Genomic DNA, 17691 nt, shown 5'->3' with positions numbered 1-17691 from the left:
AATGCAAAACGCCATGCAAAATAGAGGGATATTCATCACGACCGAAGGCGGCGAGGGTGCAGGCAAATCGACGATCTTGCTGCGGCTGGCCGACTATTTCCGGGAGCGGGGCATCGAGGTGATGACGACGCGCGAGCCGGGCGGCATCCCGATCGCCGAGAGGATCCGCGAGGTGATTCACGACGTTGCACATACCGCGATGGACGCACGGACGGAGGCGCTGCTGTATGCGGCGGCCCGCCGGCAGCATCTCGCCGAGAAGGTCGCGCCGGCGCTCGACGCCGGCGCCATTGTGTTGTGCGACCGCTTCGTCGACAGCTCGCTCGCTTATCAAGGCTGCGCGCGAGGACTTGGCATCGATGAAATCTACGAGATCAACCGTTTCGCCATTGGCTCTTTGATGCCGGATGCGACGCTCTATTTTGACGTGTCCCCGGAAACCGGCATGCGCCGCATTCACGCCAACGCCGACCGCGAGGTGAACCGGCTCGATCTGGAGGGGCTCGCTTTCCATGAGCGTGTCCGCGCCGGGTACGAAGAGCTGCTTCGCCGGTTCCCGGAGCGAATCGTCCGCATTGACGCCGAGCCGGATCTGGATACCGTCTTTGCCGATACGCTGACTGCGCTACGCGCAAAGCTGGGAGACCGGCTGCCTCTATAATATAGCGTGAGCAGCCTGAGAACTGATTCCTGCCGAGGGGGGAGTCAGTTTTTTTGTATATAACCGTGTCACGCATGAAATAACGGATTGGCAGGGAGCTAAACGCACCAATTGGAACATACGCAGCCGAATAGCGGATTTGCAGACTCTTATTACCGGGTAAATGTGTTGTTAGAGGGGCTACCTGGACAAATAGGTCCCCGTCGGTCCGTTATTTCGGTTTTCCGGCTGCCAACATGTAAAATAACGCCTCCAAAATCCGTTATCTAGGCCATCTACAGGTCTGTATTACTCACAGCAGCAAATTTTTTCGAGCATACCCCGTCTCTTCCCTTTGCACCTTCTTTCAGTGAATTTTCAGTTTCCGTTCATGTGCAGCTCAGCAAGCCATCCCATAATGAAAGCATCAAGTTGCAACAAATGAGGCAAGGGGTGGAAATCACGATGAGCAGTGCAACGCGAAAATGGCGGGTAGACTTCCTGTTAGTCGGAATTATGCTGCTGTCTGCATGTTTGAACGGGTATAACATCTGGACGGAAACGTATGCGAATACCTACTACACAACGGCAGTGGCAAGTATGCTGCAGAGCTGGCATAACTTTTTCTACGCGTCCCTTGACCCGGCGGGGTCGGTAACGGTCGATAAGCCTCCGGTCGTGTTTTGGATACAGACGCTTAGCGCATACGTGTTCGGCTTGTACGGGTGGAGCGTGATTTTGCCTCAGGCTTTGGCCGGTGTCGGATCCGTATGGCTGTTGTACCGGCTTGTCAAGCCGACCTTCGGACTGGCTGCGGCACGGCTCAGCGCCTTAACGATGGCCTGCACTCCGATTGCAGTGGCAGTCGCCAGGACAAACAACATCGATAGTATGCTGGTGTTCACTTTGCTCGTGAGCGTGTCGCTGCTGTTCCGTGCGGTTAAGCACAACAGCCTGTTCAGCCTGCTCGGTTCGTTCGCGGTCATCGGGATTGCCTTTAATATGAAAATGCTTCAAGCCTATATGATCGTACCGGCCGTCTACTTGTTCTTCTGGCTCGCGGCCAAGGTCAAGTGGAAGACAAAGCTGAGCTGGCTGGCCGGCGCAACCGCCATATTGCTGATCACCTCGTTATCGTGGGCACTCGTCGTCGAAGCGGTACCGCAGGACCAGCGTCCGTACATCGGAAGCTCGCAAACGAATTCGGTGCTGGAGCTGGCTTTCGGCTATAACGGGATTTCGCGGTTGACCGGCAGCCAAGGACCCGGCCAAGGCAGCCGGGATGACGGCAGTAGGCCTCAGGCAGCAGCACCTGACGGAGCCGGCGGGGCCCGTGGCGCTTCGGCGGCAGACGGTATGGGCGGAGCCGCACCAAACGGAGCCGACGGTGTACCCGACGGCGCCGGTGGCGCTTCTGCGGCAGAAGGCATGGGCGGAGCCGCACCAATCGGAGCCGGCGCCGCACCCGGCGCTTGGGCGACAGACGGAGCGGCGTCTTCGAACGGTCCGTTCGGCCAAGGCGGGCCGGGCGGCAGCGGCAGCGGCGGAATGTTCGGCACCGGCACGAAAGGCCCGCTGCGCCTGTTCCAATCCGCGCTTAGCGGGCAAGCAAGCTGGCTGATTCCGTTCGCCGCATTCGCGAGCATCGCGCTTCTTGCCGGGTGGCGCAGAAGAGCGACCACCGAGAAGCATCGCGAAACGGTATTCTGGCTCGCATGGCTGATTCCGGCGATGGCCTTCTTCAGTGTAGCGGGATTTTTTCACCATTATTATTTGATCATGCTCGCTCCGCCGATTGCGGCGCTAGTCGGCTCAGGGGCGGTGGAGCTATGGCAGGCGTATAGCAGCCGCACCGGCTGGCAAAGCTGGCTTCTGCCGGCGGCAGTCGCGGTGACGGGCTTGTTCCAGTGGTATATCGTTCAGCCTTACAACAGCACGATCGGCAGCGCCTGGTCGCTCGGCATCGCCATCGGCGGCGTAGCGCCCGCTCTCCTTCTTGTGGTCTGGCGACAACGAGACGGGAAAATGGCGCAAGCCGCCGCTCTCGCCGGACTGCTCGTTTTGTTCGTGGGTCCGACCTATTGGGCGGCGACGCCGATCGCATACGGACAGAACAGCATGCTGCCGCAAGCCGGTCCGGGCTCCGCGAACGGCCGTGAAGGAATGGGAATGCCTCCGGGTATGGCACAAGGCAATCTGCCGGGCCGGCAGCCGACTCAACCGGCAGACGGGCAAACCGGCGCGCGGCCGGGCCAGACGGCAGATGCAGCGGAGAACGCAATCCCGGCAACCGCCCAAGACGGTACGGCAGCGCGCCGCAACGGCACGCGCAGCGACGGCGGAGCAGATGATCGCGGGCCCGGCATGGGCGACAACCAACAGGCCGACGTAAATCTGTATAACTACTTGAAGCAAAACGCCCGAGGCAAATATTTGTTCGCGACGACGGACTACAATGCGGCGGCGCCTTCCATCATTAACTACGGGGCGCAGGTGATTACGCTGGGCGGCTTCTCCGGCAGCGATCCGGTTTACACAACGGCGGAGCTCGAGGAGCTGGTCAAGAGCGGCGACCTCACCTACTTCCTCATTTCCGGCGGCGGTATGGGCGGACGCAGCGGCAGCCCGGAGCTGACCGCGTGGATTCAGGAGCACGGAACGGTCGTTTCGAGCTCGGAGTGGGGATCGACGGCGAGCGGCAGCGGCAATGGCACGAACATGCCGGGAGGGCGCGGAGGCGCGATGACCCTCTACAAAGTGACACTCTAAAACCAAAGGAGAGATGACGCATGACGGCAAAGGCGACGTATTCCATCATCATCCCGATGTACAACGAGGAGGCTGTCATTCAGGAGACGTACCGGCGGCTGAAGCATGTCATGAGCAGAACCGGGGAGTCGTACGAGCTGATCTTTATTAACGATGGAAGCAGGGACCGCTGTGCGCAGATTATCAAGGAATACAGCTTCTGGGACGAGACGGTGAAGCTGATCGACTTCTCCCGCAACTTCGGGCATCAGATCGCCATTACGGCCGGCATGGACTATGCGGAGGGCGATGCGGTGGTCATTATCGACGCCGACCTTCAGGATCCTCCTGAGCTCATCCTAAGCATGATTGAGAAATGGCGGGAGGGCTACGAAGTCGTCTGCGCCAAGCGGGTGAAACGAAGCGGCGAGACGCGGTTCAAAAAGTGGACGGCGGCGGCGTTCTACCGGGTGCTGCGCGCCTCCGCCGAGATCGACATTCCGCTCGATACGGGGGATTTTCGCTTAATGGACCGCCGTGTTTGCGACGAGCTGAAGAGGCTTCCCGAGAACAACCGGTTCGTCCGCGGTCTTGTGAGCTGGGTCGGCTTCCGCCAGACGGCGATCGAATACGAGCGCGACGAACGCCTGGCCGGCGAGACGAAATATCCGCTGAAGCGGATGATCAAGCTGAGCCTGGACGGTCTGACCTCGTTCTCGTACAAGCCGCTCAAGCTGGCGGGATACGCAGGGATGCTGCTGTCCGGAGCCGGGTTTCTCTACCTGCTGTATGTGCTGTACATGGCGCTCTTCACGACTTCCACCCATCAAGGGTGGCCGTCGCTGATTGCGATCATGCTGATTTTTAACGGCTTCATTCTGCTGATGCTCGGCATTCTGGGCGAGTACGTCGGGCGCATTTACGATGAAACGAAGGGGCGGCCGCTCTACATCGTACGGGAATGCCACGGTATGAAGCGGAAAGACATGCTCGTGAAGAGGACGGGGGTCCGGGTATGAAGCGGCTGCTGAAATTCGGATTGGTCGGCGTGATGAATTCCGTCGTGGATCTAGGATTGTTCACGGTTCTGGTCATGACGGGGACGCCTGCTATGCTGGCTCAGATCATTTCCTATATGTGCGGTGTGGCCAACAGCTATGTTTGGAACCGGAATTGGACGTTCGGTAAATCATCGCGCCAAGGCCGCCTCATCATGGCCCGGTTTGCTGTTCTCAATTTGCTTGCGCTGGGCGTCTCCGCCGGAATGCTGTTTTGCCTGCACGAATACTTGAACATTCCGGTGCTGTACAGCAAGCTCGCCTCAATGGCGGCCGGAACGATGCTCGGGTATGCGGGGAGCCGGTATTGGGTATTCAAGCCGGGGGCGGAGCCGGTTCGGGAAACCGTTTAGTGCACCTTTGCATGGACGTTGAAGAGCTCATCCGGAGAATCGAACAGTTACCGGAACGGAGGAATGGACATGAAAGTAGGAAAGCGAGCATCCCCGCCGCCGGTCTCGGCACCCGTCTGCTGCCGGCCACGAAGGTGCAGCCGAACTATCATTCCGTTAGTGTTTTGGTCATGATCAAATCGACTTGTTCATCATCCCCCATATAGAAGGAGTGGGCTCCCGTCCGAACAAACCCCATTTTATGGTAGAAGGCAATGGCGTTTTCGTTTTTTTCCCATACGCCTAGCCATATTTTCTTTTTCTTACGTTCCACCGCTATGTTCATAGCTTTATTTAGCAGATATTTGCCAAGTCCATGCTTTTGAAATTTGCCCTTTATATAAATCCTCTCGATTTCAAGTGATTCATCACCCATTTTTTCAGACTGCGCATCGTCAGTGTTGACCTTTACATACCCGGCAACTTCATTGTTAAAATAAGCAAAAAAGAATTGAGAGTGCTTATTGGATAATTCTTTTTCCAATTGCTTTAAGTTAAATGCCCTTTCCAGGTAAGCATACATATTTTCAGGTGAATTATGATGCCTAAATGTCTCGTTAAAGGTTTCATAACTAATCTCTTGAAGAGCTCGCAAATCATCAAGAGTACACTTTTTTATATTTCCAGTCATTTGAATATGCCGCTCCCTTATCAATAATCAATAATTTCTCTCGTTTCCCTTTTTTACAAATTCCCAGTCTTTTTCTATATTTAGTCTTACCCTTTGTAGAAGGTTGAAGAGGGTATCTGCTTCTCTTTCGGAAAATCCCTTTAATGCAACGCTATTTGAATAATCATTTTCTCTTCTTATAAAAGGATAAATACTTATCCCTTTCTCCGTTGGAAAGAGTTTTTTGATTTTTTTGTTATGGGGATCGTCTTTCTTTTCGATAAATCCATTCGCTTCAAGCTTGCTTATAGCACGTGCGGCTGTCGTTCGATCTACTTTTATCAGCTCTGCTACCTTTTCTTGAATGATTCCCGGGTTTTCACATATTCGCACAAGGTACAAATACTGCCCCTTTGTAAGATCGTATTCTTTAAATTCTATATTGCTTATAGAATCCAATGCCCTTGCTATCATTCCGATTTCACGAAGAATTTCTTTCATAACGAACCCCTTGGCCAGTTTTTTATTGCAAATGCAGCATAAGGACGTAAAATTACTCTAATCCAATTTTGTTGTAATTGCAATAAAAAAGTTTTGACATAAAATCGATTCTTGGCGGTCTGATGAGGGTGTACGTGGGTGGAATTTGAAGTCGTGAGATGTTTACACATTGGCATCCGATACAGCAGCCAACGTCATTTTCGTGTTGCCCATCGGTATAAAGGCACTTCATTGCCCTCCGTATTGACGGGAAAATGAAACAGCAGCATCACATGCAAATCGTCCCCGCCCCGCACGTCCCGTACCTAACGATGCACCAAATCCGCCCATCCCGCTTATAATAGTACATAAGCCCGCACGATCAGGCAGGAATTTGCATCGATCGTGTCAAATAGTACTACACTTCCACAATTTTCAGGGAGACGACATTGTAAACGTTTGCTAATTGCCCATTCTTAGTGATTTTAAGTTATAATATGAAAAAGGAGGCGCATGCCGATGAAACTCGTCATTGCCATTGTTCAAGACAAGGATAGCAACCGTCTTTCCAATGCACTCATTCAAGAGGGCTTCCGCGCAACGAAGCTGGCCTCGACGGGCGGCTTCCTGCGAGCAGGCAACACCACCTTCATGATCGGTACGGAGGACGAGCGCGTTCCCGATGTGCTCAAGGTTATCCGTGCCAACTGCAAGGTTCGCGAGCAGCTCGTGACCCCGGTATCTCCGATGGGCGGCACGACCGATTCGTACATTCCGTTCCCGGTCGAGGTCCAAGTCGGCGGTGCAGCCGTGTTCGTCGTACCGGTGGAGCGCTTTGAGCATTTCTAAATCATTCGCCGCAGGCGAAGCTGACCACTTCAACCCGAAAGACAGGTGACCGATCGTGAAAATCAATCCCGGCATGCAGCCCGCTCCCGGCAGCATCAAGCGCGCCGACAGCCTAGCCTCCCGCGAGGCTCCGGCCCGCAGCTTCGCCGATACGATGCTTCAGCAGGAGCACGCGCTTGACGGCGAGCAGCTGAACCGGATGGCGGAGCAGATTAAGCTGCAGGGCGATCGGCTCTCCCGCTCGATGACGGTGCGGAGCCTGCGGATGTACAAGGCGCTGGTGAAGCAATTTCTGGAGGAAACCGCGCGCCGCGGCGTCGGCCTGAAAGAGACGAAGGGCTGGGACCGCCGCGGCCGCACCCGGCGTTACAAGCTGCTGGACGAGATCGACAGCCACTTGACGAAGCTGGCGGACGAGCTGGTCGACAGCGAGCAGGGGCGGCTTGCCATTCTCCATTCGATCGGCGAAATCCGCGGCCTGCTGATCAATATTTTATTTTAAACATAAAGGAAGTACCGAAGCATGTCCTTCAAAGCGATTCCGGGACAGCCGGCCGCGAAGCGTATGCTGCAGAACAGCCTGCGGCGCGGCAAGGTGTCTCATGCGTATATTTTCAGCGGTCCCGTCGGTACGGGGCGCAGGCAGATGGCGCTCGCTTTGGCGAAGGCTTTGTACTGCCGGCACCGCACCGAGGATCAGGATGCCTGCGGGGAATGCCTCGACTGCCGGAAGGTGGCGCACGGCAATCACCCCGATATTCATATCGTCGAGCCGGAAGGCCAGACCATTAAGATCGATCAAATCCGTGCGCTGCAGAAGGAGTTCGCTTACAAGGCGACGGCCTCGGCCACGAAAATTTATATACTCGTCCAAGCTGAACGGATGACGAGCCAGGCTGCGAACTCGCTGCTGAAGTTTCTGGAGGAACCAGCCTCGAGCGTCGTCGCCATTCTGATCACCGAGAACGGCAACGGCTTGCTGCCGACCATTCAATCGCGAGCGCAGTGGATCTCGTTCACTCCGATGCCGCGCGGCGATATGGTTACCGTGCTCCAGCAGGAAGGACATGCTCTCCCGCTTATTCTTCCGGCCGTGCACCTGGCCGCAGGAGTCGATGCAGCCCGCGAGCTGGTCACCGCTCCCTGGTTTGCAGAAATGAGAAACGTAGTGATACAATTAGCGAGAGAAGCGTGCACCCGTTTCCCGCAAGCGTTCATGACGATTCAGCAGCGGCTGGCGAAGTCGGAGCTTGCCGAGCACTTGCCTACATTTTATGATTTATTGGTGCTTTGGTTGAAAGATATGGTGCAGCTGACCCTGATGCGTCAGGAGCACCTCGTATACAAGGATCAGACCGATTGGATGGCGCAGATCGCCCGCACGAAGGATGTGCGCGAGTGGATCCGTATTACCGGTCAAGCGCTTGAGCTGCAGAAGCGTCTGCGCTCCAACGCGAACCCGCAATTATTATTAGAGAAGACGATCATCTCCATTCAGGGGGGGTAACATGTACTCGGTAGTAGGCGTCCGTTTCAAGAAAGCGGGCAAAATCTATTACTTTGACCCGAGCAACCTTCCCATCGACAAAGAAGACGCCGTTATTGTTGAAACGGCACGCGGAGTTGAATACGGTAAAGTTGTAATCGGGAAGAAGGTTGTCGGCGAAGGCGATGTTGTGCTTCCGCTGAAGAAGGTCATTCGCGTCGCTGATCAGGCCGATGCGAAGCTGGTGGAAGAAAACAAGAACGCCGCCAAGGATGCGATGGCCGTTTGCCAGAACAAGGTGCGCGAGCACAAGCTCGGCATGAAGCTGGTGGACGTTGAATATACGTTTGACCGCAACAAAATTATTTTTTATTTTACCGCCGAAGGCCGGGTCGATTTCCGGGAGCTTGTCAAAGATTTGGCAAGTATTTTCCGCACGCGTATCGAGCTGCGCCAGATCGGGGTGCGCGACGAAGCGAAGATGCTCGGCGGGATTGGTCCTTGCGGCCGTATTCTGTGCTGCTCTTCGTTCCTCGGCGATTTCGAGCCGGTGTCGATCAAGATGGCCAAGGACCAGAATTTGTCGCTGAATCCAACGAAAATATCCGGTTTGTGCGGCAGGCTGATGTGCTGCCTCAAATACGAGCATGATAACTACGAAAGCGCAAAGGACAGCATGCCTACCGTCGGCCGAATCGTCGTCACGTCATACGGCAACGGGAAGGTCATTGCTCTTAATGCGAGCGAGCGTACCGCCAAGGTGCTGCTGTTCGATTTGGGCAAGACGTTGGATCTTCCTTTCGACGACGTGGTGGAGCAGGAATAGCCGCCGAGAGGTGACATTTAGTGGATAAACAAGACATGTTTTCACGGATGGAGCGGCTCGAGAAGGAGTTGGGCGTTGTCTTTGCCGATTTCGGCGCTATTAAGACGAAGCTCGTCGAGCTGATTGAAGAGAACCAGCGTCTGATGATCGAGAATCAGCAGCTGCGCAAGCTGCTCAAGCGGGACGAGGCGTTCGCGCCGGAACGGTCCGCCCTGGTGCTCGAGACCGCTATGTCGAAGGAGGGGGCGGCTTCCGCCGGAGCCGCAGCCGGCACGAAGACGGCTACAGTACCGTCGGGAGAGGGCTACGATAACTTGGCCCGGCTCTATTACGAAGGCTTTCACATTTGCAACATTCATTATGGCCACTTGCGGACCGAAGGCGATTGCCTGTTCTGCATACAATTCCTGAACAAATAACCGAAGGTGCCGTAGGGCCGCGCAGTCAGCGCGTGCTCTACGGTTTTCTTGCATGTATACATAGGAAGGATCGACCCTCTTACCCATGGAAAATGTTTCTCTGCACCCATCCGAGCGCATCGACGATTTACTGACTCACGATCTTCGCATTATTCAGAGCGACGAGGTGTTCGCTTTCTCGCTTGACGCCGTCCTGCTGGCCCGATTCGCGACCGTGCCGCCGCGCGGCCGCATCATCGACCTGTGCAGCGGCAACGGGGTCATCCCGCTGCTGCTGACAACCCGCACGGCGGCGCAGATGCTGGCCGTGGAAATTCAGCCGCGGCTGGCCGACATGGCCGCTCGCAGCGTGGCGCTGAACCGCTTGGACGAGCGGATCACGGTGCTGCGCGGCGACCTGCGCGAGCTGCCGCGCGATATCGGCTTCGGCGGCTACGATCTCGTCACGGTCAATCCCCCTTATTTGCCGGTTCCGGCGGGGGATCAGAACGTGAACGAGCACTTTGCCGCCGCGCGGCACGAGCTGCACGCCACCTTGGAGGATGTCGTGCAAGCGGCCTCCCGCCTCGCGCGCTCCGGCGGGCGTGTCGCGATGGTGCACCGTCCGCATCGGCTCGTCGATATCTGCACGCTGATGCGGCAGTACCGGATCGAGCCGAAGCGGATTCGCTTCGTGCACCCGCGCGCCGGCGACGAGGCCAATATGGTCCTCGTCGAGGGGCTGCGCGACGGCAAGCCCGAGCTGCGCACTTTGCCGCCGGTTATCGTGTACAAGAACAAAACCGAGTACACGGACGAGCTGCAACGCATTTTTTACGGGGAGTCAAGTGAGCTCGAGTGAGGGCGGTTGCGGTTCTTTCGCCGACGCTTACGCGCTTGCGTGAGCTGTAACGATGTATTTCATCGTTAAAGTCCGGACCGAGGCCCATAGCAGGAACCTAAACGATGCTTTTCAGCTTTGACAGCAACAACTAACCTAAAGGGGGCGTCCCGCACGTGCTGCAAGTACAGCGCAGTTACCTACATACAACTAAAGCCGAGGGGCAACCCGCGGGTGATCGGCAAGGAACGCCCGACCGCCTTGATGGCGAGGCCTTCGAGAGCGAGGCGATGGCAAGTGCGCCGGCCGACGCTCAGGCGGGCACCAACACCTACGCCGGAGCCGCCGCAACAGCCCGCCATGCCGGCGGCAGCGGCGCGCTTTACCTCGTCGCTACCCCGATCGGCAACCTCGAGGACATGACCTACCGTGCCGTGCGCATATTGCGCGAAGCGGACTGCATCGCTGCCGAAGATACGCGGCAGACGCGCAAGCTGCTCTCGCACTTCGGCATTCATACCCGGCTGGTCAGCTATCACGAGCATAACAAGCAGGCGAGCGGCCCCGAGCTCGTTCGCTTGATGCGGGACGAAGGCCAGCTCATCGCCCTCGTCAGCGATGCCGGCCTGCCGGCGATATCCGATCCCGGCGCCGATTTGGCGCGTCTGGCCGTGGAGGCGGAGGTCCCGGTTATCCCGGTTCCGGGAGCCAATGCCGCATTGACCGGCTTGATCGCATCAGGGCTTCCGACGGACAGCTTCGTCTTCCTCGGCTTCCCTCCCCGCGAGCGCAAAGACCTGCGCCAAGCGCTTGAGCGCCTGCAGACAGCGCCGGAGACGATGCTGTTTTACGAATCGCCGCATCGCGTGGAGAAGACGCTGGAGGCAATGGCCGAAACGCTCGGCGAAGAGCGCCGCATCTGTCTCGCCCGCGAGCTGACCAAACGCTACGAGGAATTTACTCGCGGCACGATCGCCGAATGCTTGCAGCATCTCGCCGAGCATCCGCCGCAAGGGGAATATGTGCTTATCGTGGAAGGCGCCTCCGCGGAAGCGCGGCTTGCCGCAGCCAACGCCTGGTGGGAGCAGCTTTCCCTAGAGGACCATGTCGCGCACTATGAGGCCAAAGGCGACACCCGCAAGGATGCCCTCAAGAAAGTCGCCGCCGACCGCGGCGTTTCCAAGCGCGACATCTATAATGCATTGTTGTAGCAGTGTGCTCGGGGTGATCCCGGCAGCATGCAGTTGGCTGGAAGGGAGGGAGGGGAGGGGAACATCAGGAGGGAACCGGTGCTCGTATTTCTGATCCGCAGCAGCCCCGCTCTTTCCTTTACAAAAAAAATATCCCTAATCCAAGGCAAGGGACCTTAGTTAGGGACATAGAGGAGATATGAAAAAGGTTAGAATTACCGAAGTTGGGTGTTGCTTATTTCTATTATATACTATAATTCTTATTTTGTCACAGGTGTTGGCATCTCAGATAAGCAAACATTGCAAACAATTTTTCCTTTGAAGTATGTAACGTTCTCCGCGTTGCCGCAGAAGATGCATGCAGGCTCATATTTCTTAAGCATGATGCGCTCGCCGTCTACATAAATTTCCAATGCGTCCTTCTCGCCGATCCCCAGGGTGCGGCGCAGTTCGATTGGAATTACAACGCGGCCAAGCTCATCAACTTTGCGAACGATACCAGTGGATTTCATCATCTATGAAGTCCCCTTCCGTGTAGGTAGTAAAATTTTTGTCGGCACATTTCGACATCGTTTTCATTACTATGATACCATTCATTCCCAAAACAGTCAACCTATTTTTCTGTATTTCATAGACGAGTTTTACCACGTAATCCCTAGAATGTCAGGCGGAGTATGGCTGTCGTATTGGAATTACAAGCAATTGCAACTATTTGAAAAGTTGAGAGTAAAGCTGTCCTCATGTAAAATAGTACTAAAAAATTGGAAGCTTGACTACCCCCAATTTCAATATATTCGACATATATCGACACGAAAATCAGCATTATATGTCGAAATTATGAAAACTATTCCCTTTTGTAGCCGAGGAGGTCACGCAGATGCAAGAAGAAAAGGTGTTTAAAGACCCTGTCCACAAGTACATCTACGTGCAAGACCAGACGATATGGGACCTCATCAACACGCGCGAATTCCAGCGTCTCCGACGCATCCGTCAGCTGGGCACTTCCTTTCTGACGTTCCATGGGGCGGAGCACAGCCGGTTCTCGCATTCGCTCGGCGTTTACGAAATTACCCGCAAAATCATTTCGCAATTCGAACGCAACCAATACGACGATTGGCCGGCCGAAGAGCGGCTGCTCTGCCTGTGTGCGGCACTGCTGCACGATCTCGGGCACGGTCCGTTTTCCCATTCGATCGAGAAGGCGTTCCGGATGCACCACGAGGATTGGACGATCCGCATCGTGCTCGGGGATACGGAAGTGAATGAGGTTCTGCGGCGGGTGTCGGACGATTTTCCCCAGCGGGTCGCCGGCGTCATATGCAAGTCCTACAAGGAAGAAATTGTCGTCAGTCTCGTTTCTTCGCAGCTCGACGCCGACCGAATGGACTATTTGCTGCGGGATGCGTATTTTACAGGCGTGAATTACGGTACCTTCGATTTGGAACGCATCCTGCGCGTGCTCCGGCCATACAAAGGGCATATCGTCGTCAAAGAGAGCGGTATGCATGCGGTGGAGGACTATCTCATGGCGAGGTACCAAATGTATTGGCAGGTGTATTTTCACCCGGTAACGCGGTCCGCCGAAATATTGCTTAACAAAATATTCGAAAGAGCCAAAGGGCTTTATGAGGATAGCTATACATTCAATTTCATGCTGCAGCCCTTGCAGGCCTTGTTCGAGAATCGGATGAAGGTGCACGATTACTTGGCGCTGGACGAGGCGTTGATGCAGACGGTGCTGCAGTTCTGGAGCCGGGAGGCGGACCCGATCTTGTCCGATCTGTGCGACCGGTTTCTCAACCGGAAGCTGCTCAAGTATATGGTGCTGGAGCCGTACGAGCCATATAAGCTGCAGCGAATCATCGAGCTGATGCAGAAGGTGGACATCGATCCGGCAAGCTATATGGAGCTTGATTTCCCGTCGGATCTTGCTTATGATGTGTACCGTCCGGGTCAAGCCGACGAGAAGCTGCCGATATTGCTCTATGACGGCGGCCGGCTGACCGAAATTACGAAGAAGTCCGAGATCGTGCGCTCGATCAGCAGCCTGCAGCTCGGCAAGCATCATGTGTATTACCCCGAGGAGTGGATCGGCAAGCTGGGACTATCCGGCCCCGAGGCGCTGCTTCAACTGATTACGGATTAAGGAGATTGGCGGCAAAATGCTAACCGATACGCATACACATCTGAATTCCGAGAAGTTCGACGATGACCGGGACGCCGTCGTTGCCCGCGCAAGGGAAGCCGGCGTGACGCGGATCGTCAATATCGGGATGGGCCGGGAGTACATACCGAGCTCCATCGCCCTCGCCGAGCGGTATGACTGCATCTGGTCGACGGCCGGCTGGCATCCGCAGGATGCGGTTACGATGCAGGACGGGGACCTCGAGTGGCTGGAGGAGCAGTGCAAGCATCCGAAAGTGGTCGCCGTCGGCGAGATCGGGCTCGACTACTACTGGGATACGTCGCCGAAGGACGTGCAGCAGCGCGTGTTCCGGGAGCAAATACGGCTCGCCCGCAAGCTGGGGCTGCCGATCGTGATCCACGACCGCGAGGCGCACCACGATGTGGTGACGATTCTGCGCGAAGAGAAGGCCTCGGAAGTGGGCGGCATCATGCACTGCTTCTCCGGCTCGTGGGAAACGGCCAAAATGTGCCTCGATATGAATTTCTACATTTCCTTCGGCGGCCCCGTCACATACAAGAACGCCAAGCAGCCGAAGGAAGTGCTGCAGCAGGTGCCGCTGGACCGGCTGCTGATCGAGACGGATGCCCCATATCTGACCCCGCATCCTTACCGCGGCAAGCGCAATGAAACCGGCTACGTGAGGCTGGTTGCCGAGGCGGCTGCGGAGCTGAAGGGCATCTCGCTGGAAGAGCTGGCGCAGGTGACGACCGATAATGCGATCCGCCTGCTGGGGCTGAGATGAAAGAACGCTGCTTTCCGACCATTCGCATGGAGGGGAGCAGCGTTTTTCATTTTTCATGCTTGCTTCGGATAGGCGGCGGTGTTGTGTTGAACGGCTTCCTGACCATGGAGGATACTGGCACTGTTCGACCTCGTTCATCACACATGCGGCCCCGGACGAACTCTTGCTCTTTCCACATGCGGCCCCGGACGAACTCCTGCTCTTCCCTCCTTGCGGCGCTAACGATTTCGTGTACTTCCTCGATGCGGTCCGGACGAACTCTTGCTCTTCGCTCCAAGCGGCACCTAATGACTTCGTGCACTTCGCGCCACAAGGCATCGTCAATTTCTCGAACTTCGCGTCATACTAACCGTTCGATCTCTCGAACTTGCACCATACGGCACCGTTCGAGCTGCAGACATAATGCGACGCCCACACGCTTGTCTGAACCCGCCTGCCGCCCAGCTCATCGCCGCCCCGCGCCTTCATCTGAGCGCACCGCCTGCAACCCCAGCTCGACGACACCTTATTGCAACTGAAAGCTTCCCTCCCGAATCAATGCAAACGTGCAGGAATGTTGACCTGCTGATCTACGATGCCCGGGTGCATCAGTATGTCGTAGATCCAGACTACTTCTACAATAATAGCGGGAAGTTGTGGAGGCTTATTCAGGAAACAAGAGAAATAGCGGATCGACAAGGATTTATTTTATCGATTTGGTCGTTGGTCCCCCGAATAGAGGATCCATAGACCTTTATTTATCTGCAAAGCCAAGCAATCAGGGCATTTTGGGGCAACTCAGGAAAAATAAGACCTCGGGGATCCGCTATTTCTAATTTCCAGCAGGTATCAAGTAAAATCACGCCTTCATACGGTCTAATTTAGGCTGCGGCTTCGAAGGTTAGAAAGCTGGCATTTTTCCGCTTGGAAAAGCGCGCGTCTGAAAAGTCAGCGAAAGCCGCTATCTCTTGCTGCGGGCCACAAAATGTCCCTCTATACTCTGCTGACTGCTGCTTGAGTGGCGTTAAGCTATAGAATCGACGCCGAGCAACCAGCACTACGTCTCACAACCAGCTTAACGCCTAAACGCGCCCGTCCATAGTTCGGCGTAAGCCGGTCATCCTTGTCAAAGGACTGTTAACAAGGGGCTATCCCCGGAAGCACCGCGCCCCAGCATCCCAATCTATCCGTCCGCCCCGCCGCTCCTCTCAAATTTCCGCTGCAGCGACGGCCGCAGCTTAAAGCGAAGCCCCAGCAGCACGGCACCCAAGGTCAGCAGCGGCATCAAAGCCGACCATACCCCGTGCGGCGCCGTAAGCGCATAAACAATACTCTGCAAAGCGGCCTGCAGGACGGCGAGCGGCGCCACCAGCCCCAAGACAGCCGATGTCTGCAGCCGCCGCTCGACCGGATACAGCTCCAGCCAAAACGTATACCGATGGGCATCGCCGAGTGCGGACAGCTGAACCAGGCCGAGCAGCGGTACCGCAGCAAGAAACAACGATTTCAGCCACAGCTCCGATACGAACCCGACGAGCAGCAGACCGACAAGCAGCAGGCGGGCATACATCCCGAACAGCTCCGTCCGAAGCAGCGTCTTCTCGTACAAGAACGTAAACGTATGCTCCCGACGGACGGCGAGCCGGCGAGACAACAAGCCGAGCCAGCTCCGCCGGCGCACGGGCCCGGGCAGCTGGGGCACGTCGGTGAACCAGCGGAACCAGCGGTACAGCCGTTTGCGCTGGGCCGCTTCGCGCTGCAGCAGCCGATCCCAGCCGACCGTAAATAATCTACTATTATATAGAAGAAATGCCCAGAGCATGACAGTTATCCCTACGGACAACCAGCCCCAGCCCAGACCATATCGGAACCATGCCCAGACACACACGGCCGCAGCGGCCAAACGAAACCAGACGAGCGCAGTCCGGCGACGAAGGCTGACGAGGCGCATTTCCTGCCAGTCGGCATACAAGTGGCCGGCCTTCACTGCAAGCGCAGTGGCCAGCGCTCCCGCCAGCGGCTGCACTCCTGGGTGAAAATGGACATAGAGCGGCCAAATCAGCGTCAATGCGGCGAGCGTTTTGCCGGCTTGCACAATGAAGCTGTACCGGAAAGCCCCGCGAAAATACGGTCCGAGCCTGCCTTCCATCGGCACCAGGAACACGCGGTCCGCCGGCTTGAGCAGCGTGCGGACGCCGCCGAACGTCAATGCGGGTGCCAGGATGAGCATAACGACCCATAAGTCCGGAAAATCGTCCGGCAGCCGACGCAGCACGCTGCCATATTCATAAGCGCCCCCGATTACCGCCGCAACGAGCACGAGGACGAAGCCGCCGCGCGCAACGTCGCGCCAATACGTCAGCGACTCCTGCACGAAGCTTGTAAAACGGCGTCGCCAAAGCTGCCCTGCGGTTCGCCCCGCCGTCACTTCAGGTTTCGACAGAGACATCAGCGGCGGTCCTCCTTGATCAGCTCATAGAAGACGTCGTCCAGCGCGGCGTCGCTCTTGCAGCCGGCCGTTCGGCGCAGCGCCGCCATGTCGCCGGACGCCACGATTCGACCGCGCTGAAGTACGACAAATTTGTCGCAGTAAGGCTCGATCGTCGACAGAATATGAGAGGAAATGAGCAGGCTGGCTCCACGGCGCTTGCGCTCCACCATAAGCTCAAGCAGGGAACGCATGGCGAGCGGATCGAGCCCGAGGAAGGGCTCGTCGATTACATATAAGGCAGGCTCGACCAGGAACGCATTCATGATCATGACCTTCTGCTTCATTCCTTTGGAGAGCTGGATCGGGAGGCTGCCCAGCTTGTCCGTCATGTTGAACTCGGTCAGCAGGCGCTCCATCCGCGAATGCAGCTGCTCGCCGGTCAAGCCGTAAGCCATGGCCGTCAGCTCCAGGTGCTCGCGGACCGTCAATTCATCGTAGAGCTCCGGCGTTTCGGGCACGTAAGCGAAGGCGGCGCGGTAACCGAGCGGATCTTCCTGCAGCGTCCGGCCGGCGACGCGGACTTCGCCCTTCTGCGGCAGCAGGAGGCCGAGGATGTGCTTGATCGTCGTGCTCTTGCCGGCTCCGTTCAGACCGAGCAAGCCGACCATTTCGCCGGGCTGGACGGTGATCTGCAAATCTTGCAGGACCGGCTTCGCGGGCAAATATCCGCCGTAAAGCCGGTCGATTTGTAGGATCGGGATCATGGATATGCTCCTTTTTTTGCCTAATTTCCTCCGCCTTTGTAACCCAATTCACAAAAATGAATGTATACG

General features: G+C 56.5%; 19 protein-coding genes. 13 read left to right on the top strand and 6 right to left on the bottom strand.

Features of this window, described 5'->3' with window-relative positions; genetic code table 11:
* The first annotated feature begins 1 nt into the window (after nucleotide 1).
* From tmk to ACFFK0_RS27550, 4 genes are all read left to right on the top strand, one after another.
* Nucleotides 2–661, top strand: coding sequence for a dTMP kinase (gene tmk, locus ACFFK0_RS27565; RefSeq protein ID WP_377474048.1), 660 nt, complete (start codon nucleotides 2–4; stop codon nucleotides 659–661).
* A gap of 444 nt (nucleotides 662–1105) precedes the next feature.
* Nucleotides 1106–3409: a glycosyltransferase family 39 protein gene (locus tag ACFFK0_RS27560; RefSeq protein ID WP_377474045.1), complete on the top strand. Its 2304-nt coding sequence runs from the start codon at nucleotides 1106–1108 to the stop codon at nucleotides 3407–3409.
* Between the two features lie 20 nt (nucleotides 3410–3429).
* Nucleotides 3430–4407 (top strand): glycosyltransferase family 2 protein, encoded by a 978-nt coding sequence (locus ACFFK0_RS27555; protein ID WP_377474043.1) that lies wholly within the window; start codon nucleotides 3430–3432, stop codon nucleotides 4405–4407.
* Nucleotides 4404–4799, top strand: coding sequence for a GtrA family protein (locus tag ACFFK0_RS27550; protein WP_377474041.1), 396 nt, complete (start codon nucleotides 4404–4406; stop codon nucleotides 4797–4799). The genes ACFFK0_RS27555 and ACFFK0_RS27550 overlap by 4 nt, the downstream gene beginning before the upstream one ends.
* 148 nt (nucleotides 4800–4947) lie before the next feature.
* On the opposite strand, the gene paiA is transcribed toward ACFFK0_RS27550, so the two are convergent.
* Together paiA and ACFFK0_RS27540 are read right to left on the bottom strand one after the other, a co-directional pair.
* Nucleotides 4948–5469, bottom strand: coding sequence for a spermidine/spermine N(1)-acetyltransferase (gene paiA, locus ACFFK0_RS27545; RefSeq protein ID WP_377474039.1), 522 nt, complete (start codon nucleotides 5467–5469; stop codon nucleotides 4948–4950).
* 27 nt (nucleotides 5470–5496) lie between these two features.
* Nucleotides 5497–5949: a MarR family winged helix-turn-helix transcriptional regulator gene (locus tag ACFFK0_RS27540; RefSeq protein ID WP_377474037.1), complete on the bottom strand. Its 453-nt coding sequence runs from the start codon at nucleotides 5947–5949 to the stop codon at nucleotides 5497–5499.
* A gap of 498 nt (nucleotides 5950–6447) precedes the next feature.
* On the opposite strand from ACFFK0_RS27540, the gene darA reads away from it, so the two are divergent.
* The 7 genes from darA (at nucleotide 6448) to rsmI (ending at nucleotide 11539) form a co-directional block, all read left to right on the top strand.
* The gene (gene darA / locus ACFFK0_RS27535) at nucleotides 6448–6777 is read left to right on the top strand and encodes a cyclic di-AMP receptor DarA (RefSeq protein ID WP_377474035.1); all 330 of its coding nucleotides are present in this window, start codon (nucleotides 6448–6450) and stop codon (nucleotides 6775–6777) included.
* Between the two features lie 55 nt (nucleotides 6778–6832).
* The gene (locus ACFFK0_RS27530) at nucleotides 6833–7279 is read left to right on the top strand and encodes a YaaR family protein (protein WP_377474033.1); all 447 of its coding nucleotides are present in this window, start codon (nucleotides 6833–6835) and stop codon (nucleotides 7277–7279) included.
* Nucleotides 7280–7300: 21 nt separating this feature from the next.
* Nucleotides 7301–8284, top strand: coding sequence for a DNA polymerase III subunit delta' (gene holB / locus ACFFK0_RS27525; RefSeq protein WP_377474031.1), 984 nt, complete (start codon nucleotides 7301–7303; stop codon nucleotides 8282–8284).
* A 1-nt stretch (nucleotide 8285) separates the two neighbouring features.
* Nucleotides 8286–9089 (top strand): PSP1 domain-containing protein, encoded by an 804-nt coding sequence (locus tag ACFFK0_RS27520; protein WP_377474029.1) that lies wholly within the window; start codon nucleotides 8286–8288, stop codon nucleotides 9087–9089.
* Between the two features lie 20 nt (nucleotides 9090–9109).
* A complete protein-coding gene (locus ACFFK0_RS27515) occupies nucleotides 9110–9508 on the top strand; it encodes an initiation-control protein YabA (RefSeq protein ID WP_377474027.1) in 399 nt (132 codons plus the stop codon).
* An 85-nt stretch (nucleotides 9509–9593) separates the two neighbouring features.
* Nucleotides 9594–10349 (top strand): tRNA1(Val) (adenine(37)-N6)-methyltransferase, encoded by a 756-nt coding sequence (locus tag ACFFK0_RS27510; protein ID WP_377474025.1) that lies wholly within the window; start codon nucleotides 9594–9596, stop codon nucleotides 10347–10349.
* Between the two features lie 269 nt (nucleotides 10350–10618).
* Nucleotides 10619–11539 (top strand): 16S rRNA (cytidine(1402)-2'-O)-methyltransferase, encoded by a 921-nt coding sequence (gene rsmI / locus ACFFK0_RS27505; RefSeq protein ID WP_377474023.1) that lies wholly within the window; start codon nucleotides 10619–10621, stop codon nucleotides 11537–11539.
* A gap of 239 nt (nucleotides 11540–11778) precedes the next feature.
* Here the strand turns inward: rsmI and ACFFK0_RS27500 are convergent, their stop codons facing one another.
* Nucleotides 11779–12033: an AbrB/MazE/SpoVT family DNA-binding domain-containing protein gene (locus tag ACFFK0_RS27500; RefSeq protein ID WP_134755896.1), complete on the bottom strand. Its 255-nt coding sequence runs from the start codon at nucleotides 12031–12033 to the stop codon at nucleotides 11779–11781.
* A 362-nt stretch (nucleotides 12034–12395) separates the two neighbouring features.
* Between ACFFK0_RS27500 and ACFFK0_RS27495 the strand changes: the two genes are divergently transcribed.
* Both ACFFK0_RS27495 and ACFFK0_RS27490 read left to right on the top strand, forming a co-directional pair.
* On the top strand, nucleotides 12396–13664 hold the full coding sequence (locus ACFFK0_RS27495; protein ID WP_377474020.1) for an HD domain-containing protein: 1269 nt from the start codon (nucleotides 12396–12398) through the stop codon (nucleotides 13662–13664).
* Between the two features lie 16 nt (nucleotides 13665–13680).
* Nucleotides 13681–14448: a TatD family hydrolase gene (locus tag ACFFK0_RS27490; RefSeq protein WP_377474018.1), complete on the top strand. Its 768-nt coding sequence runs from the start codon at nucleotides 13681–13683 to the stop codon at nucleotides 14446–14448.
* Between the two features lie 345 nt (nucleotides 14449–14793).
* On the opposite strand, the gene ACFFK0_RS27485 is transcribed toward ACFFK0_RS27490, so the two are convergent.
* From ACFFK0_RS27485 to ACFFK0_RS27475, 3 genes are all read right to left on the bottom strand, one after another.
* Nucleotides 14794–14916 carry a hypothetical protein gene (locus ACFFK0_RS27485; RefSeq protein ID WP_377474016.1) on the bottom strand — a complete coding sequence of 41 codons (123 nt, stop codon included), beginning with the start codon at nucleotides 14914–14916 and terminating at the stop codon, nucleotides 14794–14796.
* Between the two features lie 694 nt (nucleotides 14917–15610).
* The gene (locus ACFFK0_RS27480; RefSeq protein WP_377474014.1) at nucleotides 15611–16876 is read right to left on the bottom strand and encodes an ABC transporter permease; all 1266 of its coding nucleotides are present in this window, start codon (nucleotides 16874–16876) and stop codon (nucleotides 15611–15613) included.
* Nucleotides 16876–17622, bottom strand: coding sequence for an ABC transporter ATP-binding protein (locus ACFFK0_RS27475; RefSeq protein WP_377474012.1), 747 nt, complete (start codon nucleotides 17620–17622; stop codon nucleotides 16876–16878). The genes ACFFK0_RS27480 and ACFFK0_RS27475 overlap by 1 nt, the downstream gene beginning before the upstream one ends.
* Nucleotides 17623–17691 lie beyond the last annotated feature (69 nt).

This window comes from Paenibacillus chartarius (genome assembly GCF_042432825.1).
Classification (GTDB): domain Bacteria; phylum Bacillota; class Bacilli; order Paenibacillales; family NBRC-103111; genus Gordoniibacillus; species Gordoniibacillus chartarius.
Note: the sequence above shows the minus strand (reverse complement) of the source record. Positions and strands in the feature narration are given on the sequence as shown.